This window comes from Pseudozobellia sp. WGM2 (genome assembly GCF_017810075.1).
Lineage (GTDB): Bacteria > Bacteroidota > Bacteroidia > Flavobacteriales > Flavobacteriaceae > JADNYK01.
In genome coordinates, this window is sequence record NZ_JADNYK010000005.1 from 69002 (window position 1) to 94705 (window position 25704).

Annotated in this window: 24 protein-coding genes; 10 read left to right on the plus strand and 14 right to left on the minus strand. The window is 39.4% G+C overall.

What is annotated here, in order from left to right:
* Nucleotides 1-7 precede the first annotated feature (7 nt).
* Nucleotides 8-433 carry a hypothetical protein gene (locus tag IV512_RS12975; RefSeq protein WP_209404027.1) on the minus strand — a complete coding sequence of 142 codons (426 nt, stop codon included), beginning with the start codon at nt 431-433 and terminating at the stop codon, nt 8-10.
* Nucleotides 434-607: 174 nt separating this feature from the next.
* On the opposite strand from IV512_RS12975, the gene argS reads away from it, so the two are divergent.
* A complete protein-coding gene (gene argS, locus IV512_RS12980) occupies nt 608-2392 on the plus strand; it encodes an arginine--tRNA ligase (protein ID WP_209404029.1) in 1785 nt (594 codons plus the stop codon).
* 22 nt (nt 2393-2414) lie between these two features.
* Here the strand turns inward: argS and IV512_RS12985 are convergent, their stop codons facing one another.
* The 6 genes from IV512_RS12985 to IV512_RS13010 all read right to left on the minus strand — a co-directional run bounded on the left by IV512_RS12985 (nt 2415) and on the right by IV512_RS13010 (nt 8576).
* On the minus strand, nt 2415-3101 hold the full coding sequence (locus tag IV512_RS12985; protein WP_209404031.1) for a haloacid dehalogenase type II: 687 nt from the start codon (nt 3099-3101) through the stop codon (nt 2415-2417).
* 166 nt (nt 3102-3267) lie between these two features.
* Nucleotides 3268-3834, minus strand: coding sequence for a carboxymuconolactone decarboxylase family protein (locus IV512_RS12990; protein WP_209404033.1), 567 nt, complete (start codon nt 3832-3834; stop codon nt 3268-3270).
* 62 nt (nt 3835-3896) lie between these two features.
* A complete protein-coding gene (locus tag IV512_RS12995; RefSeq protein ID WP_209404035.1) occupies nt 3897-4460 on the minus strand; it encodes a TetR/AcrR family transcriptional regulator in 564 nt (187 codons plus the stop codon).
* 136 nt (nt 4461-4596) lie between these two features.
* Nucleotides 4597-7119 carry a carboxypeptidase-like regulatory domain-containing protein gene (locus IV512_RS13000; protein ID WP_209404037.1) on the minus strand — a complete coding sequence of 841 codons (2523 nt, stop codon included), beginning with the start codon at nt 7117-7119 and terminating at the stop codon, nt 4597-4599.
* Nucleotides 7109-8011 (minus strand): FecR family protein, encoded by a 903-nt coding sequence (locus IV512_RS13005; RefSeq protein WP_209404039.1) that lies wholly within the window; start codon nt 8009-8011, stop codon nt 7109-7111. The genes IV512_RS13000 and IV512_RS13005 overlap by 11 nt, the downstream gene beginning before the upstream one ends.
* Nucleotides 8012-8063: 52 nt before the next feature.
* On the minus strand, nt 8064-8576 hold the full coding sequence (locus IV512_RS13010; RefSeq protein ID WP_209404041.1) for an RNA polymerase sigma factor: 513 nt from the start codon (nt 8574-8576) through the stop codon (nt 8064-8066).
* A gap of 107 nt (nt 8577-8683) precedes the next feature.
* Between IV512_RS13010 and IV512_RS13015 the strand changes: the two genes are divergently transcribed.
* The 4 genes from IV512_RS13015 (at nt 8684) to IV512_RS13030 (ending at nt 13954) form a co-directional block, all read left to right on the plus strand.
* Nucleotides 8684-10069 carry a hypothetical protein gene (locus IV512_RS13015; protein WP_209404043.1) on the plus strand — a complete coding sequence of 462 codons (1386 nt, stop codon included), beginning with the start codon at nt 8684-8686 and terminating at the stop codon, nt 10067-10069.
* A gap of 262 nt (nt 10070-10331) precedes the next feature.
* Nucleotides 10332-11669, plus strand: coding sequence for a signal recognition particle protein (gene ffh, locus IV512_RS13020; protein ID WP_209404045.1), 1338 nt, complete (start codon nt 10332-10334; stop codon nt 11667-11669).
* A gap of 71 nt (nt 11670-11740) precedes the next feature.
* Nucleotides 11741-12631, plus strand: coding sequence for a bifunctional methylenetetrahydrofolate dehydrogenase/methenyltetrahydrofolate cyclohydrolase FolD (gene folD, locus IV512_RS13025; protein ID WP_209404047.1), 891 nt, complete (start codon nt 11741-11743; stop codon nt 12629-12631).
* Between the two features lie 264 nt (nt 12632-12895).
* On the plus strand, nt 12896-13954 hold the full coding sequence (locus IV512_RS13030) for a PAS domain S-box protein (RefSeq protein WP_209404049.1): 1059 nt from the start codon (nt 12896-12898) through the stop codon (nt 13952-13954).
* A gap of 76 nt (nt 13955-14030) precedes the next feature.
* Here the strand turns inward: IV512_RS13030 and IV512_RS13035 are convergent, their stop codons facing one another.
* Nucleotides 14031-14186 carry a hypothetical protein gene (locus IV512_RS13035; protein WP_209404051.1) on the minus strand — a complete coding sequence of 52 codons (156 nt, stop codon included), beginning with the start codon at nt 14184-14186 and terminating at the stop codon, nt 14031-14033.
* 135 nt (nt 14187-14321) lie between these two features.
* Between IV512_RS13035 and IV512_RS13040 the strand changes: the two genes are divergently transcribed.
* From IV512_RS13040 to IV512_RS13055, 4 genes are all read left to right on the plus strand, one after another.
* Nucleotides 14322-15626, plus strand: a complete 1305-nt coding sequence (locus IV512_RS13040; RefSeq protein WP_209404053.1) for an MFS transporter — start codon at nt 14322-14324, stop codon at nt 15624-15626.
* Between the two features lie 255 nt (nt 15627-15881).
* On the plus strand, nt 15882-16637 hold the full coding sequence (locus tag IV512_RS13045) for a DUF1080 domain-containing protein (RefSeq protein ID WP_209404055.1): 756 nt from the start codon (nt 15882-15884) through the stop codon (nt 16635-16637).
* A 17-nt stretch (nt 16638-16654) separates the two neighbouring features.
* Nucleotides 16655-18079, plus strand: a complete 1425-nt coding sequence (locus IV512_RS13050; protein ID WP_209404057.1) for a Gfo/Idh/MocA family protein — start codon at nt 16655-16657, stop codon at nt 18077-18079.
* A 242-nt stretch (nt 18080-18321) separates the two neighbouring features.
* Nucleotides 18322-19293 carry an aldo/keto reductase gene (locus IV512_RS13055; protein ID WP_209404059.1) on the plus strand — a complete coding sequence of 324 codons (972 nt, stop codon included), beginning with the start codon at nt 18322-18324 and terminating at the stop codon, nt 19291-19293.
* A 1-nt stretch (nt 19294) separates the two neighbouring features.
* On the opposite strand, the gene IV512_RS13060 is transcribed toward IV512_RS13055, so the two are convergent.
* The 5 genes from IV512_RS13060 to IV512_RS13080 all read right to left on the minus strand — a co-directional run bounded on the left by IV512_RS13060 (nt 19295) and on the right by IV512_RS13080 (nt 23928).
* Nucleotides 19295-19720, minus strand: coding sequence for a VOC family protein (locus tag IV512_RS13060; protein WP_209404061.1), 426 nt, complete (start codon nt 19718-19720; stop codon nt 19295-19297).
* 56 nt (nt 19721-19776) lie between these two features.
* The gene (locus IV512_RS13065; protein ID WP_209404063.1) at nt 19777-20565 is read right to left on the minus strand and encodes a polysaccharide deacetylase family protein; all 789 of its coding nucleotides are present in this window, start codon (nt 20563-20565) and stop codon (nt 19777-19779) included.
* A gap of 348 nt (nt 20566-20913) precedes the next feature.
* A complete protein-coding gene (locus IV512_RS13070) occupies nt 20914-21741 on the minus strand; it encodes an alpha/beta fold hydrolase (protein ID WP_209404065.1) in 828 nt (275 codons plus the stop codon).
* Nucleotides 21742-21841: 100 nt separating this feature from the next.
* A complete protein-coding gene (locus IV512_RS13075) occupies nt 21842-22390 on the minus strand; it encodes a hypothetical protein (protein WP_209404067.1) in 549 nt (182 codons plus the stop codon).
* Between the two features lie 35 nt (nt 22391-22425).
* Nucleotides 22426-23928, minus strand: a complete 1503-nt coding sequence (locus IV512_RS13080; RefSeq protein ID WP_209404069.1) for a helicase HerA-like domain-containing protein — start codon at nt 23926-23928, stop codon at nt 22426-22428.
* Nucleotides 23929-24081: 153 nt separating this feature from the next.
* Between IV512_RS13080 and IV512_RS13085 the strand changes: the two genes are divergently transcribed.
* Nucleotides 24082-24714: a 7-carboxy-7-deazaguanine synthase QueE gene (locus IV512_RS13085; protein ID WP_209404618.1), complete on the plus strand. Its 633-nt coding sequence runs from the start codon at nt 24082-24084 to the stop codon at nt 24712-24714.
* 15 nt (nt 24715-24729) lie between these two features.
* Here the strand turns inward: IV512_RS13085 and IV512_RS13090 are convergent, their stop codons facing one another.
* Nucleotides 24730-25659 (minus strand): hypothetical protein, encoded by a 930-nt coding sequence (locus IV512_RS13090; RefSeq protein ID WP_209404071.1) that lies wholly within the window; start codon nt 25657-25659, stop codon nt 24730-24732.
* Nucleotides 25660-25704 lie beyond the last annotated feature (45 nt).

Sequence of the window (25704 nt, forward strand, 5' to 3'; positions counted from 1 at the left end):
CATTATTTTAAAGGTCTTCTATAGACGTGGGCATATTATCGGCCTTGTAGCCTAAGAGCTTTTTGAAGAATTTTTGAATCGCCTTGGTGTCAGCCTTCATTTTTATGAAATAATGATCTCGGTAAATCGAATATATGCCCAAATCGCCTTTATAGATATTGAGTTTGTAGTAGGGTATAACAAGCGCATAGGTTTCAAGTAATGACCGGAAACGCACAATAATGCCCTTAGGGCGCATTTCTATATTACATTGATTACGATTATTATCAAGAATGAGTAGGTTGCTTATTTCTAAACTGGTTTCGGTAATAAACAATCTGGGCGAGCCGATACCGCCCATAGCCCATCGTATTTTAAGCATGAAGGGCTTGCCGACCGCTTCATCTATTTTTCGGGTGATTTCTTTGTTGCTGTAAGAAACATTAAAAAGCATAGTTAACAGCTTAGTGCATGAGCGATTTTAATTAAAAAATCAACGAACATATTTTTCATAAAGTTAGTCAAAAGCAAAAGAGCTCAATGGCGGTTTGCGAACTAATATGAACGCATCAACATAAGAAAAGCGTAAAAAATGATTAGTTTTGCAGCCTTATAACTTGAAGAATACATGGGACTCGAGACTATTTTAGAAGCCAAGGTAAAAGAAGCTGCAACCGAACTCTTTTCTATAGAGCTACCTCAAGTAGAATTTCAGCCGACACGTAAAGACTTCGAAGGTGATATTACCATTGTAGTATTCCCGATGCTTCGTTTCATCAAGGGAAATCCGGTGCAAATTGGAGAACAAATAGGAGCTTATTTAGAGAAAGAGGTCGAAGCGGTCTCAGGCTTTAATGTGATTAAGGGGTTTTTGAATATTGTTATAGGCGATGCGTTTTACGTCAACTTCTTTAAAGAAATAAAAGATGTAGCTGATTACGGTTTTGAGGCCCAAAAAGATGACGAAGCCGTAATGGTCGAATATTCTTCGCCAAATACTAACAAGCCGCTGCACCTAGGCCATATTAGAAATAATTTATTGGGTTATTCCGTTGCTGAAATTTTGAAGGCTTCGGGCAAGAAAGTTTATAAAACGCAAATAATTAATGACCGTGGTATTCATATTTGTAAGAGTATGTTGGCCTGGAAACGTTTCGGAAATGGCGAGACACCCGAAAGTACGGGCTTAAAAGGCGATAAACTCGTAGGTAATTATTACGTAGCGTTCGATAAAGCCTATAAAAAACAAGTTTCAGAGCTGGTAGCTAGCGGAACCGATAAAAAAGTAGCCGAAAAGGAAGCTCCAATTTTGCTGGAAGCCCAAGAGATGTTGCAAAAATGGGAGGCTGGTGATGATGAAGTCGTTTCGCTATGGAAAGAAATGAACGGTTGGGTTTACGAGGGATTTGAAGAAACTTATGCCAATTTAGGAGTCGATTTCGATAAACTGTATTATGAAAGTGATACCTATTTATTAGGAAAGGATGTGGTCGCCCAAGGGCTTGAAAAAGATGTTTTCTACAGAAAGGATGATGGTAGCGTTTGGATTGACTTGACCGATGAGGGTCTTGATGAAAAAATCGTGCTCCGTTCCGACGGAACTGCCGTTTATATGACCCAAGATATTGGTACGGCCATACAGCGTGTAAAAGACCATCCTGATGTTGAAGGAATGGTCTATACGGTCGGTAACGAGCAAGATTACCACTTTAAGGTTTTGTTTTTGATTCTTAAAAAACTTGGTTTTTCATGGTCTGAAAACCTTCATCACCTTAGTTATGGTATGGTCGATTTGCCTAGCGGAAAGATGAAAAGTAGAGAGGGCACCGTAGTCGATGCCGATGACCTGATGAAAGAAATGGCGCAAACCGCTGCCGATATTTCCGAAGAATTGGGGAAATTGGAAGAGTATTCAGAGGCTCAAAAACAAGAGCTTTATAAAATGATCGGTCTAGGGGCGTTGAAATATTATATTTTGAAGGTAGACCCAAAAAAGAGGATTCTCTTTGACCCCGAAGAATCGGTTGATTTTCAAGGGAACACAGGGCCTTTTATTCAATATACTTTCGCCAGAATTCAATCTATTCTAAGAAAAGCTGTTGAAACGAATGCTTTTGAGGGTGGCTCTAATAACATCGAACAGTTAGATCCAAAGGAAAAAGAGCTAATCAAGCAGTTGCAGCTTTTTCCGGAAACGATACAATTGGCTGCCGCTAATTATAGTCCGGCATTGATTGCCAATTACACCTATGATCTGGTTAAAGAATTTAACTCTTTCTACCAACAGGTATCTATTTTGGGGGAAACCGATGCCGCTAAAAAGGCATTACGGGTTCAATTGGCCAAAAAAGTAAGTGAGGTGATAGAATCGTCATTTAGATTACTGGGTATAGGTGTGCCCGAGCGAATGTAGTAGAAGAACTGACCAATCAAAGCTATTGATACTGAAGTAGAATATCAGCGACTTTCCGTAGATTATCTTCTGCGATTTCGGTTTTAGGTGCCAAAGGAAATAGCTGTTGGCCCGGGCGCTTGATAAAAGCGGCACGCCAACCTGACCATAGGGCCCCGGCAACGTCCCAACCATGTGCAGCTATCATCATACAATCTTCTGGTCGTGCTTTCATTTTATTGGCGGCCCATACATAAGATTCGTTGAAAGGTTTAAATTTTCCCGCATCTTCAACACTAAGTCTCTTGTCGAAATAGTCGGTGAGACCGGCAAACTCAAATTGAGCTTTGACCCCATCGTTTGAACCATTGGTGAAAGAAACCAGAGTATACCCTGCATTCTTTAAGGCTTCAAGTGATTCTTTCACCTCTGGATGAGGTGGTAGAGCTCTTAATGAAGACCTTACAACTTTTCGTGCCTTTTCTTCCGATAGTGAAATATCATTATTGGCAGCCACCATTTGAAGGGTAGCAGCACCAATATGTGCAAAATGTTCATATTTTCCGCTTGCGGAAGTGACCAAGGAGTACTGGAGCATAGTAGTGAACCAAAGTGCTAATAAGTCCTCTCTTCCGCCCAAAGACTCTGCAACCTTCTTTTTTAAAGGAGTGAGGTCTAAGAGAGTCTCGTTTACATCAAAAAATAGGATTTTGGGTCTTTGTTTTATCATAGTTTGAGGCTTTAGGGATTAAGTTGTGACTTGTTCGTATAAGATAAGGGTAATGCCTGCAATGGGCAATGGGATGTTATGATGGAGCAAACATTTAATTTTTAAGGCTTAAATTAAAAAAGCGTCGATGAACAACCGACGCTTTTCAAAACCCAAATTAAGATTATTAATTTTTGCTCCATTCAAATTTTTGGAATGGTTTGTCTACAGGGGTTTCTGCAATGTGATTGGTATAATTACTGATGACCTTTTGTGAAAGCCCAAGTATAATTTCTAACAATTGCCTTTGGGTGAAGCCTGCATTGTAAAATGTATTGATTTGTTCTTTACCAATGTTACCTCGATTACGAACAATTTCTAAAGTGGTTTCGTGCAACACCTGCAATTTTTCGGTAGGTAAAGTGGTGCCGTTACGAAGTGCTTCAGTAATTTCGTCGTCTACCTTCATCGATTTGGCAATCGCAGTATGCGCGGGTACGCAATAGTGGCATTCATGCTCAACGTTGATGGTTTGCCAAACAACGGTCAGTTCATCATTGTTGAACGAAGAGTTTACGAACAGTTCATGAATCGATTGGTAGGCTTTCAATAGACCCGGGGCTTCTGCCAATGCACCATGTAAGTTGGGTATATACCCGTAGGCTTTTTGAGAATTCTCTAATAGAGCCTTACTCTCTTCAGGAGCAGTTTCAATAGTATGTATTTTTAAGGTTTCACTTGTTTGTGTACTCATAATTCTAATATATTTAAATTAATAATACTAAACGTTCGTTTAGTTTAAATTCAAAAAAAATGTCATATTCTTTTGAATGTGTTTTCGATGTAGTTCTCTAACTGTGTCGGATTAAATATTCGTGTAGCCGATGAAAGTCCGAACATAGAAATAATCAAATAATCGGCGCTTTGTTCAAGTTCGAGTTCAGTTAAGTTGCTATCTCTTTTTAAACTATCTAGAAAAACCTGTCTGACCTCAGTTGTGTATAAATTTAAGACGTCTTTAATTTTTTTATCGGCCTCAACGCCAATTTCATTAGCGGTATTGGCTATCAAACATCCCTTACCAAACTGGGTTTCTTTCGAGAAAGCTACAAAGTCGTGAAAGTATTCCCGTATAGCCTCAATGCCCAGTTCTGATGCCCTTAATTTGAAGAGTAGTGCATTTAATTTATTCTTATAGCAATCAAGACTTTTTAGAAAGACACCATTTTTACTGCCAAAACTGGAATAAATAGAAAATTTATTGATACCCATTTCTTTTTCCAGCATTTGCATAGAGGTGGTCTCATAACCATTGCGCCAAAACAGATTCATTGCTTTGTCGATAACTTCTGTCTCTATATATTGCTTTCTTCTTGCCATTTAAAGTAATACTACAGGACAAAACTAAACAATCGGTTAGAAATAAAAAAATGTTTAACTTTTATTTGAGATTTGACTGCTCTTAACGAATGGATTTAAATAAAAACAACTGACCAAGTCTAGTACAATACTGGTATTAAAATCGAATTCTAAAACTCAGGTTTGGGGTTAAGCCTAATGAGGTAGTGGAGATGGTTTCTATTTCACTTTGGCCGTTAAGTTGGTAATAGGTATTGATGGTGTTTTTTCGGTCGGTAAAATTCAGAACCGAAACGCCCGCAGTAGCCTTTAAATTTTCCTTGATTTCAAAATTATAGATGGCCGAGGCGTCTGCACGCAAGTATTCTGGCAGTCGACTGCTGTTAGGCTCGTTATAATTTATCCGGTTCGGAAAAAATGTAGTGTCTACAGGCTCATCGCTATCCGGTTGGGTAAAAGGGCGGCCAGTGTGATAATTAAGTCCGAGGCTAAATTTAAAAGCGTTTAACGTATATGTTCCAGCAAAAGTAAGGGTGTGTTTGATATCTAAATTATTCGGAAATTTCGAAGGAACTACATCAGTAAAATTATAATCATTAATGTTGTAGGTGTAACTTGCCCAAACACTATAGATATCGGTTTTTTGGTTGATGAGAAACTCCATGCCCTTTACCTCATATTTTCCTATTTCACCATTGAACTGATCTTGATTTTGAAATCCCTGGGTCGAAGTACTAATACCATCAACCTCTTTATAGAACGCTTCAGCACCTACAAAAAAGTTTTCAGAATCATAATTGAGACCTAATGAGCCCTGTTTGCTTTTGGTAATGGGGAGCGTGGTTCCGTCAGATACGATCCATCTTCTTTTTTCTATACCCAAAAAATTTTGCTCCAAATCTAAAATTTGGTTTGTGGCCTGACTTTTAAACTCTCCGAGAGCTTGAACTTTTAATTCTCTTGTGAGTGCATAATTGATACTTAAGCGTGGTTCAAGAATAAATTCTTCAAAGGTATCGGGATTCTGTAAAAGGTTGAAACGAAGGCCTCCCCTAAGAAAAAGCTTTTGATTTTCAGTTTCATAATCGATTTCTGAAAATACGGCATGACTTCGAACCACATTTCTCACATTGCTTTGAAAAGGAGGTTGTGAAACGTTGGTTCTATTTGAAATGCCCGTTTCTGTAAATTGATAGCCATTGAGCCAGTTCAATTGTGTAGTGGGCTTGTAAATCGTTTTCAATTTAACCGAGCTCTCTTCGACCTCATTATGCTGTAATAACACTTGCTGTGCATTCATACCAATATTTTGAGCTTCGAGATTATAACGCGTGTAGTAGGCATTGATTTCGGACGCAAAGTTTTCACTCCAGTCACTTTTCAGATTTGTACCGGACGACAGGTTGGTCTGGTCAAGAGTACTTTGGGTCGTTTCTTCGCTATTCATCTCTCGTTCCGAATAATCCAATAGATTATTGATGTTTATAAAACTGAACCGCCATTTGTGCTCTTCATTGATGTCATACAATAGTTTGCCTGTGATATCATAGAAAAAAAAATTTCCGTCTTGGGCTACTTCATTTTCATTAAATACTCTGGTAAAGAAATTTTTATATGTCGGGGTGTTCACCAAATCGGTAATCGATCGTCTCGCTGAAAATTGTACGGCAACGTTTTCCTTTAATGGAATATGCGCATAGGCATCACCACCAATAAGATTAAAACCTGCTCCACCCAAGAATCGGTTCGCTATATCATCTTTGGTTCGCATATCAATAATGCCGCTTACACCATCACCATATTGACTGCTAGTGCCGTTTTTGATAAGTGTGACGTTATCAGTTAAATAAGGGTTGAATGCAGAGATGAGTCCGAAAAAGTGACCGGATTGATACATTTTTATGCCTTCCCAAAGAATTAGGTTTTGATCGTTACTGCCCCCCCTGATATTTATATCAGAAACCGTTTCGTCAATACTTTTTATGCCGGGCAATGCCTGTACGGTCTGAAGAACGTCTGGCTCGATAAGACCAGGAAGAATACCAAATTCTTCATTGTTCATTTCAATGCTTCCATCAGTTTGTTTAATAAGCCCTTTGGTCAAAAATTCATAAACCACGACTTCTTCGAGCTGTTGATAATATTGCGCTAATAATAGTATTTTACATGGCTGTTGACCCGTTAGCTCTGAGGCGGCTATAATCAGGTTTTTAAAACCAACAAATGTAATCCGTAGAACAGCATCTTTAGGAACGCTCTTTAGGGAAAAATATCCGTTTTCATCCGTAACGGTTCCTAACCCACTACTCAGTACTTCGACGGTAGCGCCATTGACTGTATTTTGCTTAAAGTTATCCAATACAGTAGCGCAAATATCTAAAGTTTTGTTCAAGCTAATTGCATAGTAACGCTTGCTTAATTTTTCGAAGTGCAGCTGAGTTTTGGCTTCGATTTTTTCAATAACGGCTTCTAAGTTTTTGGTGGCTTGAACATTTACTCTTATTCCACGAATGTACTCATCGACATAGGAGAATTTAACACTGTGAATCGTTTCGAGTTGCTGAAGTAAAACAGTTAGTTCTGTATTAGAGGTGCTTTCTTGTGCTTGGGTTTTTAAAGAGAAAATGAAGCAGACAATACTAAGGCAAACAAGAATTTTGTTCAGGATTTTATTCGCCATAGAAGAGCACTTTGGTGCCCTCTAATTTAAACTTTATTTGTGAAGGCGTACTAATGCTCTTTAACGCAAGTTCTCTATCTGTATTGCTAAAGGTGCCGGTGAACAATTGATCGATATCGATATTTTTAGTTTCAACCTGAATATCGTGTTGTCTCTCAAACTCCTCTAAAACATATTTAAGCGGTACACTCTTGAAAGAACTTTCTTTGTTAAGCCAAGAGGGAGATAAGCTACTTTGTTCTTGTGTAGCAATAATTCGACCGTCGATTACCCTAAAAGAATTACCTGCAGGTAATTTGGTCATTTTTTTATTGTAGGTTACGCTCACCAAACCTTCGAAACAGACAATCTCAAAAAGACCTTCTCGTTGCGTTACATTAAATTGAGTACCTAAAACGGCCACTGTGCCAGCATCGGTTTCAACCGTAAACTGTTTGCCTTTTGCGACTTTAAAGAAAGCCTCGCCATTTAACTTTACATTTCTACTATCTTTCCAATTGCGCTCGCTGAACGTAATTTGCGAATCGGCATTAAGAACTACCTCAGAGTTGTCCGGTAGTAAGATCTCTCTACTTTCGGCGTAGTCGGTTACATATTTTTCGTCAAGGGTATTTAGATAAAAATAGGCTCCGAACATAATAATTGCAGCTGCAGCTGCGACTCTTATGAACTTTTTGAAAGGATGTAGCTGAACTACTTTACTATCGTTCAAAGTTTGTCGATTCTTAATTGCGGTCAAAGCCTTATCAGCATCAAATTCTGGTGATTCTAACGCTTTAGAAGCTTCAAGAATTTGTGCATAGGTGGCATACTCATCAGAATTTTTAAATTCTGCGAGTTCTGTCTCCGTGAGTTCGCCATTCAACCATTTTGCTAAATAATTCTCTTGCATTTCTCTAGCTTATATGCTCTATAACAATCATCTATAGAAAAACCCTACTATTCTAGATTCCATCAATTTTTTCTCGAAGCGATTTAAGTGCCAAATGCATGCGCTTTTCGATAGCCTTGACACTTAGTCCCTCCATTTCTGCAATTTCTGCATATTTCTTGCCGTCGATACGATTTAATAAAAAAGTGGTTCGTTGATTATCTGGCAAACTGTTCAAGGCCCTGTCCAATTTTTCTTTGAATTCGCTTTCCTCCATTAAAAATTCAGGAGATTCATTTGTCGCCTTCAAACTACGGTCGGCATATTTCAAACGTATTTTTTCGGCTTTTATCACATTGAGGTACAAATTATTGGCGACGGTATAAACATAAGACTTTGCTTTTACCGGTGAAACCTTGCCACAATTCTCCCATAATTTCATAAATGCCTCTTGAACAGCGTCGTAGGCCTTTTCTTCATTGCCGAATTTGTAATAAATATAATTAAAAACCGTTTTAGAGTTAGCTTTGAAGATGGCTCCGAAGACCTGCTCTTCGCAAACATTGTCTTTATTTTCGGTTTTCAATGAGGTAGGTTTTGTTCAAAGATATTTTAAAAATCTGAAATTGACCAAGTAGGGTATTTTAAAAGATTGTTGTTTTACTTTTGAAGTGACAAAATTTCCAAATCGTTATGAAATATTATTTTAGACTTTCGCTGTATGCCTTCCTACTGGGTGCTGCGATGACTTTAATTTCCTGCCAAGATGAAGAGCCCTTCGTCGAAGATATTGATCAGGAACAGACCTTGGCCGCAAATGCCAATGAAATGGAGTTGATGAAAAGAATAGTCGATAATGACGGTTCTTACGACAACATAGTTGACGGTGCAAGTTGTTTTGATATTCAATTTCCATATACCGTGGTAATCAATCAGTCAGAGATTATGGTAGAAGCAATGGCCGATCTCGAGCTTATTGAAGAAGCTCTAGATGAATTAGATGAGGTAGATTATGATATGGGTTTGATTTTCCCAGTTACCATTACGTTATCAGATTATACTGAAGTTACAGTTGCGAATTCCGAAGATTTTCAAAGCATTGCAGAGAAATGTGTGGAAGGGGGCGATGATGATGATATCGAATGTATCGATGTAGTATACCCATTGACTATTTTCACCTACAACCCTAATTTTCAGTTGACCAATACGGTAGAAGTAGAAAATGATTTTCAATTTAGAAGGTTTTTTGCAGGCTTGAATGAAAGTGATTTGATGAGTTTTGATTTTCCTATATCATTTCTGCATGCCGATAGCACAAACATTACGGTCAATAGTAATAGTGAGTTGGCCGATGCCATTGAGAATGCTAAAATGGTCTGTGATGAAGACGACGATGATGATTATAACGATGACGATTTTACTGAAGAGAGTCTGAATAGCGCTTTGGTCAAATGCCCTTGGGAAATCAGAAGATTAGAGAAATCAACAGTAGATAATAGCGAGCAATACGTTAATTACTTTTTGACTTTTAGTGAAGAAGGAAGGGTGGTTGCAAGTAATGAGTTGGGGTATTCAATGGAAGGTGAATGGAGTACCAGCGTTTCTGACTATAGAGTCGTTCTCGAAGTAGAGTTCGATAGTTCTAGTGACTTTAACGGTGATTGGTGGGTATATGAAATTGCCGACGAAAAGATAAAACTGTTTACTGATGACGAAAACAAAATTGTTTTAGAAAAGGCCTGCGATTATAAGCCTAACGAATGTTCAGAGTCATATGTCAAGGAGAATCTAAAAGAATGTAGTTGGGAGATTTTAAACGAGGATGGAACTTTCTTCGAAGAATTGATCATTGAATTTTCAAGTGAAATGCATATCTACGTTAGAAACCCTAATGGAACTGTAGTTGACGAAGGAAGTTGGTCAATCTCAGGTAACGTGATTACGTTATCAGATCTGAAAAAAACACTCGCTAATTATATCGGCGAATGGGAAGTTATCACATGCGGTGAAGGTCGGTTTAATCTCAAAAGAAGTGATGAAATCATAGTATTGGTCATGCAATGCGAAGAAACAAGTTAATAGAAGAATTTTCAGATAGGTTATCTGAAATTGTACCCCACAAAGAGAAAAGCACCCGTCATAGATGGGTGCTTTTTGATTTCATATGGTTTTAAGGTTTGGGCTTCTCAGGTCAAAGGTGAAGCTATTGCTAACCTTTGCTCACCTATAACTGCACTAGTTTGCCAATAGGGCTTTGAACGATAACTTATTTTTATACGAATACCTCTATCTTTCCCATAGTTATTATTAAATTTGCCTTTCTTCAAAATGTACTTGAACGATGTTCGATAATTTAAGCGAAAAACTCGATAAAGCCTTACATACCCTCCGAGGGCATGGGCAGATTACTGAAATTAATGTTGCAGAAACTACAAAAGAGGTTCGTAGGGCACTTTTAGATGCAGATGTTAACTTTAAAATCGCCAAAGAATTTACCAATAGGGTAAAAGAAAAGGCATTGGGCCAAGATGTACTGACCACCCTACAGCCAGGGCAATTAATGGTTAAAATCGTTAAAGACGAGTTGACCCAATTAATGGGAGGAGAAAGTGAAGGCATCAATCTCTCTGGCAACCCCTCGATAATATTAATGTCCGGTTTGCAAGGTTCGGGTAAAACTACTTTTTCTGGTAAGCTTGCAAATTTCTTGAAGACCAAAAAAACCAAAAAGCCATTATTGGTAGCCTGTGATGTCTATCGCCCGGCGGCAATTGATCAGTTGCATGTGGTCGGCGAACAGATTGGGGTTGAGGTCTATTCCGACAGGGAAAATAATGACCCCGTAGCAATTGCCCAAGCGGGTATTGCAAAGGCCAAATCTGAAGGTTATAATGTAGTTATCATCGATACCGCGGGTCGCTTGGCCGTGGATGAAATGATGATGAACGAAATATCGAACATTCATGCCGCCATTCAGCCGGAAGAAACCCTATTTGTGGTCGATTCTATGACAGGTCAAGATGCGGTGAATACCGCAAAGGCATTTAACGATGTCTTGAATTTTGATGGGGTGATATTGACCAAGTTAGATGGTGATACCCGTGGTGGTGCCGCTATTTCTATTAAATCGGTCGTTGATAAACCTATCAAATTTATTGGTACGGGTGAAAAGATGGAGGCCATCGATGTCTTTTATCCTTCGCGTATGGCCGACCGTATTTTGGGTATGGGCGATGTGGTGTCTTTAGTTGAACGTGCACAAGAGCAGTTTGATGAAGAGGAGGCAAGAAAAATCCAGAAGAAAATTGCCAAAAATAAATTTGGCTTTGATGATTTTCTATCCCAGATTCAACAGATCAAGAAGATGGGTAATATGAAAGACCTTATGGGCATGATACCGGGCATGGGCAAAGCTTTAAAGGGTATGGATATTGACGATGACGCCTTCAAGCACATCGAAGCCATAATTCATTCAATGACTCCAGATGAAAGAGCGAACCCTTCTAAACTCAATCACAGCCGAAAAAAGCGAATTGCCAAAGGTAGTGGGCGTGAGGTGCAAGAAGTAAATCAGCTTCTTAAACAATTCGACCAAATGAGCAAGATGATGAAAATGATGCAAGGCGGTGGAGGCAAAAAAATGATGCAGATGATGGGCGGCGCCTTAGGTCGTAGTTAAATTATAATATATCTCTCGTAAAGGCTTTTAAAAAAAGTACACTTCGAAAATAAAATTACCAATAGAACGGCATGAAAATTTTAGACGGTAAAAAAATTTCAAACGATATTAAAGATGAAATTGCTGCCGAGGTAGCCCAAATGAAAGAGCGTGGTGAAAAAGTGCCACATTTGGCAGCTGTTCTCGTGGGTAATGATGGCGCTAGTCTAACCTATGTGGGTAGCAAAGTGCGTTCGTGTAAGAAAATCGGTTTTGAATCCACTTTGATTCAATTACCTGAAGAAACTACCGAAGAAACCTTATTGCAAAAAGTTCAAGAGCTTAATGCCAACCCTGAAATCGATGGGTATATAGTGCAACTTCCGTTACCAAAACATATCGATGAGCAGAAAGTTTTGATGGCGGTTGATCCAGATAAAGATGTAGATGGTTTTCATCCCGTAAATTTTGGTAAAATGGCTTTGGATATGGAGTCTTTCATATCGGCAACACCCTTTGGTATAATGGAACTTTTAAAACGCTACGATGTTGATACCGAAGGCAAAAATGTAGTCGTAATAGGCAGAAGTCATATCGTTGGTAGGCCAATCAGTATTCTAATGAGCCAAAAAGGCAAAGCTGCTAACAGTACCGTTACATTGACTCATAGTCGCACCAAAAACATTCAAGAACTTACCCAACAGGCCGATATTATTGTTTCCGCTCTTGGCGTTCCTGAATTTTTGAAGGCCGAAATGGTAAAAGAAGGTGCAGTAATAATCGATGTGGGTATCACTCGTGTAGCCGATGACTCAAGAGAAAAGGGGTACTATATTACCGGTGATGTTGATTTCGATAATGTCAGTAAAAAAGCATCTTTTATTACTCCTGTGCCCGGTGGTGTTGGCCCAATGACTATTGCCATGCTGTTGAAAAACACTTTGTTGGCTAGAGAGCGCCATAGGGCTAATAAAGAAAGCTGATTTCTTGAGATGTAATTCTTTTTTGGTTAATTACTATCATCCTCGCTGGAATATGACTTTCATCGGAGCGCCTATACAGCCACATATCTCGTATAGCCCAATGTATTTTCTATAATTTTTTTAACATTTAAGAATAAGAGCGCTTCTTTTGCGTTAATATGTAGCGTATCATTATTTTTGGTGTTTTTCAGTATAGCACTGATAGAATACTTCCCCCCGTATAGTAATAGATACTTACATCATTAACTATACCCTCTATTTTACATGAACATAGCTTTAGATCCTTTCTTTAATTTATCGATGGATTGCCTTTGTATTGCTGACTACGATGGTTATTTCAAGAAAATTAACCCTGCATTTGTTGAGTTATTAGGGTATTCGGAGGATGAATTACGTTCTCGCAAAATTTGTGAGTTTATTTATGAAGAGGATAGGGAGCGTACCGCGATTCACAGAGATTATTTGATAAATAATCGTCCCTTGGTCAATTTTGAGAACCGCTATGTGTGTAAATCGGGCGAATTGGTTTGGTTGCACTGGACCTCTATACCCGTGCCTGAGGAAAAATTGGTATATGCTATAGCAAGAGATATTAGTTTTACAAAGGGACTGGAAAAAGAAAGAGCTTCTCATTTGAGCGAACTATCTAAGCTGAATAATGAGCTTAAAAGACTTAATTATGTAACCTCACATGACCTGAGGTCTCCAGTTAACAATTTGATTTCAATGGTTGACCTAATAGATTCGAGTAAAATTGAAGATGATGAAACACTCGAGATTTTAAGATTTGTCAAATTATCTGCTGAGGGTTTGAAAGATACTTTAGATTCATTTGTGGACATCTTAAAAGAAAAAGAACTACATACTGAAAGTGTCGAGAAAGTATGTTTCGCTCCAGTGTTTGAAAAGGTATGTCACTCAATCAAATCATTGATTAATAGATCCCAAGCTGAAGTTGCAGTCGATTTCTGTGACTTAGACCATATATTTTTCAATAGGGCATATCTTGAAAGTATATTTCTGAATCTGATGACCAATTCAATAAAGTATGCAAGACCTGGTGTACAACCAGTGATAACTGTAAGTGCCAGTCAAAAAGAGAACGTGAAAACTTTAGTTTATGCCGACAACGGACTCGGATTTGATATGGACAAAGTAGGTCATCTTATTTTCAACTTGAATCAAAGTTTTCATTCCAACCAAGATAGTAAGGGCGTGGGGCTTTATTTGGTGCATAAACATGTCATCAGTCTAGGTGGAAATATTAGTGTAGACAGTAAAGTGAACGAAGGAACTACTTTTACCATAAACTTTCGCGCATAGCAAAATTTATAATTCTTATCCGGTTAAAAAGAGCTAGTAGAGTTTATGGTACAAGCCTAAACTTTTAATTAAGGCTCTATTTTACAAGGCTGATTTTTGAAACCTGGGTTTTTCCCGTTATAACCGTATCACCGGGCTTGATTATTTCGATATCATTACTGTCATCTATACTACAACTACTGAAGGCCACAACTGTACCTAATATAGATAATGAGAAAAGTATTTTTTTCATACTTGAAACTTATGGGGCTAGTTCGTCTTTCAGTAACGTTTAAAACTAAGTTTCAGTATTATGTTCTATAAACTTATGCGGTAAAATCTGACACCTCCCTATAAAACCTTTACTTTTGCCGTTTTCCTTTTTAAAATGTCAGCTACTAACCGTTTTTCTATAATTGATCCTGCAAAAAGTCCCGTATTTTACGGCTATGTAATTCTCGTAATCGGTACGCTAGGTATTTATTGTAGTATTCCCGGGCAAACCATTGGGGTTTCCGTTTTCACCGACCCGGTAAAAGATGCTTTGGGCCTATCTCGAAACCAGTTTAGTAATGCCTATATGATCGGTACTATTTGTAGCTCATTGGTCATTGGTAGGGCAGGGGTTTGGTTCGATAAATATGGGGCGCGCTATGTGGCATTTTTTGCGGCCCTGACCTTGGCTTTGGCCCTTTTTTTATGCTCATGGTCTGTTCAGATGAGTGAAACCATTAAAAGCTGGTTGAATTTGAGCACTTGGTTGGTTCCGTTTTCACTTATGACCGTTCTTTTTTTCATTCTCAGGTTCTCTGGGCAAGGGGTGCTCACCATGGCCTCAAGAAATGTGATAATGATTTGGTTCGATAAGAATAGAGGCAAGGTTAATGCTATCAGTAGCGTAGCCATTTCCTTTGGTTTTTCATCTTCTCCTTTATGGGTTAATGCTTTAATAGAAGGGTATAGCTGGCAAATGACTTGGCAGTTTCTTGCCATCGGTCTTTTGGTTTTCAGCATCATTGCCCTACAATTCTATAAAAATAAACCGGAAGAACACGGGCTTCGTCCTGATGGAAAGGTTACAGAGTCAAGTGATGATAAGAAGCATGTGCCCGTTGCTAAGCAGTATACGGCCAAAGAAGCTCAAGCCACCCGTGCTTTTTGGATGTATGCCCTGATGCTCGCCTTCAATAGCTTTTTCATCACGGGGCTGACATTTCATGTAGTTTCGGTATTCGCCAGTGAGGGCTTCCCCAAAGAAGATGCTATCTCCATATTTCTACCTGCCTCAGTAGTAGCGGTAACGGTATCAACTGTGTTTAATTTTTTAAGTGACTATCTAAAATTAAAACTGTACCTCTACTTAATGATTTTCGGGGGAGTTTTAGCATCGGTCGGTTTCCTTTTTCTTTCTACTGCTATCGGAGTGCCTTTTCTGATAGGTGGCTTTGGTATTCTTGGTGGGTTTTTCGCAGTACTTAACGCTATCGTATGGCCTAGGTTCTATGGTCGCACCCATCTTGGCGCCATTACGGGAAAGGTAATGTCTTTTCTTATTTTGGCCAGCGCCTTGGCTCCGTCGATTTTCAGCCTATGTCTTTCCACTTTCGGATCATACCAGTTGATGGGTTACTTAGGTCTAGCTTTTTTATTGTTTCTCGCCTTGGCTTCCATAAAGGCCAACAATCCACAGTAAATATTAACTTTGGTTCGATAAGATTCGCATACTTTAGGGCGAGTCTAGTACTCAAAACATATATTCGTTGCGATTAAAACCAAATGGGCAAAAATAAGCCTACTTAATGCAAAAATAAGCGTTGATACCAGAAAGATCTCAGATTAACTTTCAAGATTCTAACTATGTTCTTTAGTAGATTTGTTTAATAGCAGTACTTACCATGCTGTCTTATATAACTATTATCAAATATTCAAACACCAAAACTAAACCTTAATGAAAAAAGTTATTAGTATTTTTTGCCTTTCAATTACTCTTCTCTCGTGTAAGACAGAGAAAAAAACAGAAGTGAAAATTGAAACTTCCGAAACAGCCTCAACTGCCGATACCGAAGAGTGGATTTATCTTTTCGATGGGTCTACTACTGAAGGGTGGCGAGCATATAACGGAGAAGATTTATCGCCACAATGGGTTATAGAAGACGACGTGCTCACCTTTGATACCGAAAAGAGAACCGAGGCGAACAGAAAAGGGGGCAATGATATTATTTATGCCGCTGAAGAGTTCGATAATTTTGAACTGGCTTGGGAATGGAAAATACCCGAAGGCGGTAACAGTGGTATGCTTTATCATATTAAAGAAGGCGACTGGGGTATGCCCGAGATTTCACCCGAATATCAAATGTTAGATGATTTAAAGTGGGAAGAGATCAATGACGCCAAGCTTGAAGACTGGCAAAAGACCGGTGCCGATTATGCGATGCATGTACCTGATGAAGCACAAAAGATAATAAAACCAGCGGGTGAGTGGAATACATCTCGCGTGATTTTCACCCCAGAAAATGTTGAACATTGGTTGAATGGCAAGAAGTTACTCTCTTTTGTGCCGTGGAGCGAAGACTGGGAGAAACGCAAAAGTGAGGGAAAATGGAAAGATTCTCCTAAATACGGTACCTTTAAAAGCGGGTACATCGGCTTTCAGGATCATGACAGTCCGTTATGGCTAAAGAATATCAAGATTAAAAAACTATAAATCCAAACTAACTAAAAATGAACAAAAGGGAATTTCTAAAAAGTGCCGCAGCAGTATCATCATTCGCCTTATTGCCGAATGCAGCTTGGGCTTTTCAAAGTGGTAAACGATTACGTACGGCACATATAGGTGTGGGTAACATGGGGGGTGAAGACCTAAAGGCTATCTCCTCACATAAGTCTGTTGATGTTGTAGCCCTGTGTGATGTTGATTCTATCAACTTGGCCAAAGCACATAAATTACATCCGGGAGCCAGAGTGTTTTTCGATTATCGCACCATGCTCGATGAAATGGGAGAGAACATTGATGCGGTTATCGTATCGACACCCGACCATACACATGCACCGGCATCTTTAAAGGCCATGCAGATGAATAAGCCGGTCTACTGTCAAAAACCATTGACCCATTATGTTGAAGAGTCGCGAGAAATGATGAAGGTGGCCAAAGAAAAGAATTTGGTGACGCAAATGGGCATTCAAGTACATTCATTCTATGATTACCGATTGGCCACACTATTGATACAATCCGGTATTATCGGTAAGGTGCATACCGTACGTGCATGGTCGCCAAAATCATGGGGTTATAACGGTGAAGCTCCCGAGGGAGAAGACCCTGTACCGGCACAGCTAGATTGGAACCTGTGGTTGGGTACTTCAAAAGAGCGCCCTTACAAAGATGGGTATTACCATCCGGGAAATTGGAGAAAGCTTTTAGATTATGGTTGTGGAACACTCGGTGATATGGGGGTGCATATCTTCGATACCCCATACAACGCCTTGAATCTAGATGTTCCGATGACCGTTAAAAATGAATGCCGTGAACCAAATGGATTCGGATATCCTGAGAACAACACGGTAACATACGAATTTCCAGGTACTGAATATACCGCCAAAAACCTCAAGTGGGTCTGGTACGATGGTCCGGGAATGCCTCCGGAGCATGAAGATTTAATTTTACCTGGCGGCAAAGGCTCAGCAAGTAAAAAACAGCAGAAAGATGAAAGCGTTAAAGACAAAATATCTCTTGATGCGGGCATGGCAGGTGCAGGTGAATTGCCTGATCAGGGCGCTATGTTCATCGGTAAAAAGGGCCGTTTATTATTGCCCCATTTTATGCAATTGCCCAAGAAAATTGTCAAAGGTAAATATGTAGATATTTCTAAGGAAATAGCTGAGGTTTCAAAAGCTAACAATTTAGGTGAACCTATTAGAAATTATGAATCTGAGGGGCCAAAACATTACCATCAATTTATTGATGCTTGTTTGGGCAAAGGTCAGACCACCGCACCTTTCTCCTATGCAGGCCGATTGACGGAAACTATTCTTTTAGGGGTAATTGCAGGTCGTTTTCCTAATCAAACACTTCATTGGGATGCTGAATCGGCCAAGTTTGCCGAAAATGAAGCTAACCAATATTTGGGTGGAGATTATAGAGATTTCTAGATAGCTATCTATTTAGAATTTAAGTCCGTATTTTATTTTCTGTTGGTACGCTGAAAAATGCTGCTTACAACTTAATTTGGTAAACCTGAGATAACATAAATGTTCATCAGGAAAAACAAGTGTAAAAGTTGTAAATTACCAAGCTAGAAAATAGATTACGGATTTTTTTGTACTATTTGTGATTAGGTACTATTTAAAAAAATCCAACGAATTACGATAAATTTATCTCAAAACTACATTAAATGAAATATAGAAGATTCGGAAGAACCGAGTGGCAAGTAAGTGAAGTCGGTTATGGCATGTGGGGCATGGCCGGATGGACGCAATCTGATGATGAACAATCGGCAAAATCGCTTGATTTGGCCGTGGAGAACGGGGTTAATTTTTTTGATACCGCTTGGGGTTATGGCGAGGGCCATAGCGAAGAACTCTTAGGTGAGTTGGTTCGTCGACATCCAAAGGAAAAATTGTACACGGCGAGTAAAATACCGCCTAAGAATTTTCAATGGCCTGCAAAGCCTGAATATGCTTTTGAAGATTCATATCCTATTAATCATATTGTTGAGTATACCGAGAAGACCTTGGTCAATTTAGGGATGGAACGCATCGATTTGATGCAGTTTCATACTTGGGACGACGGTTGGTCTCATCGAGAAGAGTGGCAAAGAGCAGTAGAAGATTTAAAGAGAGATGGAAAAATAGGGGCCATGGGCATAAGCGTGAATCGTTGGGAGCCAGAAAACGGTATTAAGGCCCTTAAGACCGGTCTTATCGATGTCGTACAGGTAATCTATAATATTTTTGACCAAAACCCTGAGGATGAACTTTTTCCTCTTTGCGAAGAAAAAGATATTGCCGTTATTGCCCGTGTACCTTTTGATGAGGGAACACTTACAGGAAACCTAAGAAAGGATACTGTTTTTCCGGAAGGGGATTGGCGAGGTACTTATTTTGTGCCCGAAAACTTGAATTCAAGCGTAGACCATGCCGATGCCTTACGACCACTTATTCCCGAGGGAATGACCATGGCCGAAATGGCTCTGCGATTTATTCTTGAAAATAAAATCGTTGGTACAACTATACCAGGTATGCGAAAGCAAAGAAATGTTTTGGCCAATACGGCCACTAGTGATGGAAATAGCTTGCCCGCCGATTTAATTAAGAAACTGAAAACCCATCGTTGGGACAGAACTCCGACCGAATGGTCACAATAATCTATTTGGCGAAAAGTTGAGATTTGTCTTTGAACGCTTTGAACTCAAGGGCATTATCAGCAGGGTCTAAAAAGAACATCGTAGCTTGTTCGCCGACTTGACCTTCAAAACGAATATAGGGTTCGATTAAGAATTGAACCCTTTTATTTTTTAACTCGTTGGCAAAAGATTCAAAAGTATCCCAAGGTAAAACGACTCCGTAATGGGGTACAGGTATCTCGTGACCGTCTACGGGGTTATGATGTAAACTTTCCATTTGAGATTTAGGTTTGTAGTGAATTACCAACTGGTGGCCAAAGAGATTGAAATCTACCCATTGGTCACTACTTCTACCTTCTTCACAGCTCAATACATCGCGATAAAAAGTTCGGCATTCATCTAAATTATGAACGGGTATGGCAATGTGAAACGGACTTATATTTTTCATGTAGAGTTAATTGGATTGGTTGTAATTTGTTTAATTGTTATTGCCCGATGATCTAATCAATTCTTAAGAGGTTTATCGAAATCTGGTGCGATTTTTTTCTTAGCCTCTTTCGCATTGATGTATTGTTCTAAATCTCGGAGAGCGATTACGGTATAATTATTTATAGAGAGGTATTCGAGATAGCTTTTAAACAATTCTGGCGGAGTATTAACCCAAGGGTGTTCGATATCGGGTACCCCATGAAGAGTTAATATAGTGATTTTTCCATTTTTCGCTTTGGTCAGTGCTTCTAAAATTTCCCCTTCGTTATTTTCATCGGTTGCCCAACTTGGAATGAGGTAGGGGTGATCTATAATTGGGTTGTAAGGTCTGCTCCCTCCGGCACGGGCGAAAACATAATTTCTATCCTGTAAAAAACTTAAAGATTTGGGGTCAAGTCCGTAACCGGGGTAAGCAAAATTCTTTGGTTTCTCAATGTTTAAAGAATCGCATACATGCTCAATATAAGATAGTTCAGCATCGAACCCTTCTTTTTTCAATTTACTAACATTGGCATGGGTTCGAGTATGATTGGCAATCTCAAACCCCATTGTATCTAGTGCTTTTATTTGCCTCCAGTTCATATAAAGCGAACTATCTCTATAATTAGGAGGAAACTCACAGACAAAAAAAGTAGCATTAAAGCCATACTCTTTTAATAGAGGGGCAACTACGGAATATTGGCTGGCCGGAGCGTCGTCAAAAGTTAGCACTACTAGTCTATCGGGAATGGGTTGTTTTACTATTTGGGCAGCTGATACTGCGCACGTCAAGAATAGCAAACAAAAGAACAAACGATTTTTCATATACACTTAAATACTAAAGATAGCCAAATATAAAACAGCAATGAAAGGATTGACCACGGCGGTTTTATAAGCTAATCATTTGGCTACTACAGTCCGTTCGCGCAAATCATTGAGGATACATACAAGAATTAATAGTAACTAATGACGAACAGAATCTTGAAGAGAAAAATAGACGGCTAGGGCTGTAGTTAAAAAACCTGAGTAACTGCATTTATTTAAGTATTAAGAAAGGGCTTCATAAAGTTGAGAGGTGTCCCTGGGATTTCCAAGCTTAAGGGGCTAAAATTTCTTACCCCAGCTACCAATTTTCCAACTGCTATTCACGTGAAGTATATGGCGATTTGATAACTATTCTTCTAAAAAATCAACAATCTGTTTGTTAATTTCTGGTTGATGCATCGAGTGGCCTAAGCCTTTGGTTCGAATAAAGCGACTGCATTTCCAATGTTTATGTACTTCTTTTGATGCATGAAACGGTGCTAGTAAATCTAATTCATCATGAAGCAGCAACCCTTTTTTAGAGTTGTTTTGAACAAATTTAGAAGATGAAAAATCACGTACTTCAAGGCCGAATCGGTCAATAATATATTTGTTGAAAGCACCGAGAACACGATTGTTGAATCCCAATAATTTTTGGTAGTGCCCTAGTAGCTCATGAAACTCGGCAGGGGAGCCTATGGTCACTATTTTTTCAACATTCTGGTTTTGATATTTGTACTCGCCGTACAAGGTCGCCATGCCACCGAAGGAATGAGCGACAAGATACGCTGGGGAATAGGTTTCCACCATTTTTTGTATACAATGGGTATACAAGGGTAGGTCTAAGTTCGAACCTGAAGAATGACCGTGACCAGGAGCATCAAAAGCAACGATATTGTAATTTGCCTCTTGTAAAAAAGAAATCAGATTGCGCCATCTGAAACTATTGCTTTCCCAGCCATGAATCAATAATACCGTTTCACCTGATCCGGGCCATTGGTATGTTTGTAGACTATGATTTTCGGTCTCAATGACTTGATGTTTGGCATTGTTCAAATAGTCAGCTTGAAGTGGTTGCACACGACCTTTTCTTACCGTACTAAAAACATCAAAAGCCTTTTGAGCCGCTTTTCTTTTTGAGAAAAAAGCAAGTAAATTAAAATATTGGCCATAGACCTTGGGAGTCAACTTATTCAATCTTCAGGGGTTTTTGTAAGCGGAGGCAAAAATAGTATTAAGGGCTAAATGAAAAGTAATGAGCCGCTCAAAAATTTAAATTTTCTAAATCATTAAATTCTTAGTCCCAAGCAATCATCATATACTTGATTTTTGCATCATCGGGTATTTGAACCGCTTCAATATTAACGCTAGATGCGTAGCGAAGACTAGAGGGTAGTTCCTCTTTACTGATGGTAAAATAAGCATCACTATCTTTTAAGAGGATCACCACATTGTTCATTGATGTGATAATTTTTCTAATGGAGTAATTATCCTTAATATCTTTAAATGTGCTGCCGAGACCTACCCCCTTTTCGGTAGTGAACCTCTTATCTTCGATCCGAATATTTTCAATGGTAGGTATACTATCTGAACTCGGGGTCAAGGTCAACAAATGTTTACCACCGGTCTCAAAAATCTTGAATTTTTTACTATTGTTCGAGGTGTTCACTATCGATGAATCTTTTACAATAGAGTCATTAGCGTAGATAACCTCTATATCGCGCGCGAGACTGATTCGGTCCAATTTGCCAATGGCATCTTTGGTGATTAAAAAAGTAGTGTCTTTCTCTTCTTTGCAGCCCGAAAGAACTAAAATTAAATAACTGAATATTATAATATACCTCATTTTCAAACTTTATGGTTTTAGTAATAGTAGAGTAACTAACGTATCACCTTTTTTAAGACACCTAGCACGCCTCTGATGAAAGTTGCACTGGTCAAGACTTTAATTACAGGATTCTGTCTGGTGCTGGTTCTTCTTCGACTTGTGGTTTTGGGTTTCGCTTTTTCTTTGGCAGCTTCCTTTTCCGCTTTATCTATTTTTTCATTTAGAATCTCGTAAGCACTTTCCCGGTCAATATTTTCGCCATACTTTTTCACCAAGTCAGATTTCTTGATCAAAGCTTTCAGTTCATTATCGGTAAGAACATCCATTCGGCTCATAGGTGCACGTAAAAGCGTGGCAGCTAATGGGGTGGGTCGGCCTTTTTCATCGAGAGCTGAAACAAGGGCCTCACCAATACCTAAAGAGGTAAGTACTTCATTTGTATCGTAAAAGTCGGAATCAGGGTAATTTTCAGCGGTCAGTTTTATGGCCTTGCGGTCTTTAGCGGTAAAGGCGCGTAAGGCATGCTGAACCTTTAGCCCCAATTGAGATAAAACTGCGTCGGGCACATCGGTCGGATTCTGTGTGACGAAATAAAGGCCGATACCTTTTGACCGAATGAGTTTTACGATGCTTTCTATTTGGTCTAAAAGTGCTTTTGATGCTTCGTTAAAAATAAGGTGTGCTTCATCAATGAAAAGAATTAATTCAGGTCTGTCGCTGTCACCCTGCTCAGGAAAAGTGGCATATATTTCTGCCAAAAGACTCAACATAAAAGTTGAGAACAATTTGGGTCTATCTTGAATATCCGTTAGGCGAATAATATTAATATAGCCTCTTCCGTTCTCATCGACTCGGGTGAGGTCATCGACCTCAAAAGATTTCTCCCCGAAAAAGAGGTCTGCACCTTGTTGTTCGAGTTCAATGATTTTTCTAAGTATGGCTCCGGTAGAACTGGTCGAAATACGGCCGTAATCTTTAGAGAACTCTGCTTTGCCCCCACCGGTAGCATATTGCAATACCTTTTTAAAATCTTTTAAATCGAGAAGGGGCAGTTTATTGTCATCACAATATTTAAAGACCACAGCTACAATACCTTCTTGCGTTGCGGTTAGATCAAGAATTCTAGAAAGAAGCACTGGGCCGAATTCAGAGACGGTAGCACGCAGTTTGACTCCATCTTGCTCAGAGAGAGACAGAATTTCCACTGGAAAAGATTTGGCCTCGAAGGGTAAACCTATTTTCGCATGTCGCTCATCGATCTTTGCATGGCCTGGGCTGGGTTGTGCGATACCGCTTAAATCTCCTTTTAAATCCATTAAAAGTACCGGAACACCCTTGTCAGATAGATTTTCCGCAAGCACCTGTAGGGTTTTTGTTTTACCCGTTCCCGTAGCACCGGCTATGAGTCCGTGTCGGTTCATGGTTTTCAAGGGTACTTTTACATGAGCATTGGTAACAGCTTCCCCTTCGAGCATTGCAGCCCCCATGATAAGATGGTCTCCTTTGGTGGCGTAGCCTTTTTCTATATGGTCAAAAAACTCTTCTTTGCTGGCCATTTGGTTGAAATTTTGAGTAAAAATAAGGGAATTTTAGCTCTATGGAAGCGCAGAGGGGTACATTTTACTAAGATGACCGGCTTGTTTTGTGCACAATCGGAATTGGGTTTTCGTTTTTTGGGTTTTGGAATTTGCAACGCCTATCTTTGCAGAATGTTAGAAGAGGAAGTTTTAAGGGAGGTTGATAAAGGAACATTGTTGCCCCTAATGGAAGAGTTCTATACCATTCAGGGTGAGGGTTTTCATAAAGGTACCGCAGCCTATTTCATTAGGGTAGGAGGTTGTGATGTTGGCTGTCATTGGTGCGATGTAAAAGAGAGCTGGAATGCAGGTACACATCCGCCGACATCGGTAGAACACATTGTAGAAAATGCAGCCAAATATTCTAATACCATTGTTGTTACTGGTGGTGAACCGCTTACCTGGAACATGAAGCCCTTAACGGATGCTTTAAAAGATAAAGACCTTCAAATTCATATCGAAACTTCAGGGGCCTACCCCTTGACGGGCACCTGGGACTGGATTTGCCTATCCCCAAAAAAGAATAAACTTCCTGAAGCGGAAATTTATGAAGTGGCCCACGAGCTCAAAGTAATAGTGTATAATAAGCACGATTTGATTTTTGCCGAACAAGAAGCAGCAAAGGTCAACGATAAATGTATTCTTTATTTACAACCTGAGTGGAGTGTTCGTGACAAGGTTACACCAATGATCGTTGATTATGTGATGAAGCATCCAAAATGGAAAGTATCGCTTCAAACGCATAAGTATCTAAATATACCTTAGGTAATTTTTTTGAGATTATCTTCCCCCGTTAGAAGCTAAATCCAGAAGGCATTCGTTGTCTAGCCCAGGTGGATCTGCTAGACCTTTTGATGTATGATTCTCTAACATTTTTAGAACACTTGCACCGCTCAATCGACAGGGTACAACTAAATTATTGGAGTTTTTAGAGAGTAACGATGCCCCTTTGTTCGAAGGGCCCCCAAACTGTAGTTCGGCGCGCATGAGACATCCTTGAACCGAACAGTGATTATTTCCAATGGGGTTGCCACGCGCATCGGTTTCCGCTTCACCATTTTCATCTACTTGCACATCTTCATGGTCGTTGATAGGTGTCGTTCCTAAGTTGACCAATCCGAAAAGATGACCGAACTCATGGTTCAATGTGGTATTTTCAACATCGGCATCGGAAATAAAGAAACTTTGGTCTGCAAGCCTGCGAACGGTTGCTTCATGAATTATCATAGAGGTATTTCGGTAAACCGCTCCCAAGGTAACCAACCCTTCTTCTAAATCGTCACCATCGGCGGGTGCATCAGCGAAATAGATGTAGATGGCCAAGGTGTCATCTTCATTATAAACCGTTCTGTGCTTATCTTCAAGGTCTACAATCTCGTCTAAAGTCAAACTTTCTTCATCTGGTGACTGAACTGCTTGATAAACAAGCTCGACTTCTTCTTTGAACGTACGTTCTTTCAGATAGCTGACAAAACCGTTCATCGCCTCTTGTGTAGGTTGAAAACCGTCGACATAGGCGATTTCTATTTTTAGCTTCCTAAAATTGTCGTTCGATAAAAGGTCACGTGCAGAATCACCTGTTCCTTGAAGATTAGCCGTTTTATCTACTGGTCTAATCTGTTCTGGTGTATCACCATCTAGAGTATCGCTTGAGCAGCCGAGCATCAAACCCAAAAAGAGCACCGAGATAATAATAAATGTCTTATTCATTGAATGCCTTTATCTTATATAACGTAAAAGATGATAGAACTAATA

Coding starts and splice junctions, on each gene's coding strand:
- IV512_RS13065 (WP_209404063.1), bottom strand. CDS start 20,565: ATGAAAAATCGTTTGTTCTTTTGTTTGCTATTCTTGACGTGCGCAGTA.
- IV512_RS13075 (WP_209404067.1), bottom strand. CDS start 22,390: ATGAGGTATATTATAATATTCAGTTATTTAATTTTAGTTCTTTCGGGC.
- IV512_RS12985 (WP_209404031.1), bottom strand. CDS start 3,101: ATGATAAAACAAAGACCCAAAATCCTATTTTTTGATGTAAACGAGACT.
- IV512_RS13045 (WP_209404055.1), top strand. CDS start 15,882: ATGAAAAAAGTTATTAGTATTTTTTGCCTTTCAATTACTCTTCTCTCG.
- IV512_RS13085 (WP_209404618.1), top strand. CDS start 24,082: ATGTTAGAAGAGGAAGTTTTAAGGGAGGTTGATAAAGGAACATTGTTG.
- IV512_RS13050 (WP_209404057.1), top strand. CDS start 16,655: ATGAACAAAAGGGAATTTCTAAAAAGTGCCGCAGCAGTATCATCATTC.
- argS (WP_209404029.1), top strand. CDS start 608: ATGGGACTCGAGACTATTTTAGAAGCCAAGGTAAAAGAAGCTGCAACC.
- folD (WP_209404047.1), top strand. CDS start 11,741: ATGAAAATTTTAGACGGTAAAAAAATTTCAAACGATATTAAAGATGAA.
- IV512_RS13015 (WP_209404043.1), top strand. CDS start 8,684: ATGAAATATTATTTTAGACTTTCGCTGTATGCCTTCCTACTGGGTGCT.
- IV512_RS12990 (WP_209404033.1), bottom strand. CDS start 3,834: ATGAGTACACAAACAAGTGAAACCTTAAAAATACATACTATTGAAACT.
- IV512_RS13005 (WP_209404039.1), bottom strand. CDS start 8,011: ATGCAAGAGAATTATTTAGCAAAATGGTTGAATGGCGAACTCACGGAG.
- IV512_RS13035 (WP_209404051.1), bottom strand. CDS start 14,186: ATGAAAAAAATACTTTTCTCATTATCTATATTAGGTACAGTTGTGGCC.
- IV512_RS13080 (WP_209404069.1), bottom strand. CDS start 23,928: ATGGCCAGCAAAGAAGAGTTTTTTGACCATATAGAAAAAGGCTACGCC.
- IV512_RS12995 (WP_209404035.1), bottom strand. CDS start 4,460: ATGGCAAGAAGAAAGCAATATATAGAGACAGAAGTTATCGACAAAGCA.
- IV512_RS13000 (WP_209404037.1), bottom strand. CDS start 7,119: ATGGCGAATAAAATCCTGAACAAAATTCTTGTTTGCCTTAGTATTGTC.
- IV512_RS13030 (WP_209404049.1), top strand. CDS start 12,896: ATGAACATAGCTTTAGATCCTTTCTTTAATTTATCGATGGATTGCCTT.
- IV512_RS13055 (WP_209404059.1), top strand. CDS start 18,322: ATGAAATATAGAAGATTCGGAAGAACCGAGTGGCAAGTAAGTGAAGTC.
- IV512_RS13090 (WP_209404071.1), bottom strand. CDS start 25,659: ATGAATAAGACATTTATTATTATCTCGGTGCTCTTTTTGGGTTTGATG.
- IV512_RS13060 (WP_209404061.1), bottom strand. CDS start 19,720: ATGAAAAATATAAGTCCGTTTCACATTGCCATACCCGTTCATAATTTA.
- IV512_RS12975 (WP_209404027.1), bottom strand. CDS start 433: ATGCTTTTTAATGTTTCTTACAGCAACAAAGAAATCACCCGAAAAATA.
- IV512_RS13040 (WP_209404053.1), top strand. CDS start 14,322: ATGTCAGCTACTAACCGTTTTTCTATAATTGATCCTGCAAAAAGTCCC.
- ffh (WP_209404045.1), top strand. CDS start 10,332: ATGTTCGATAATTTAAGCGAAAAACTCGATAAAGCCTTACATACCCTC.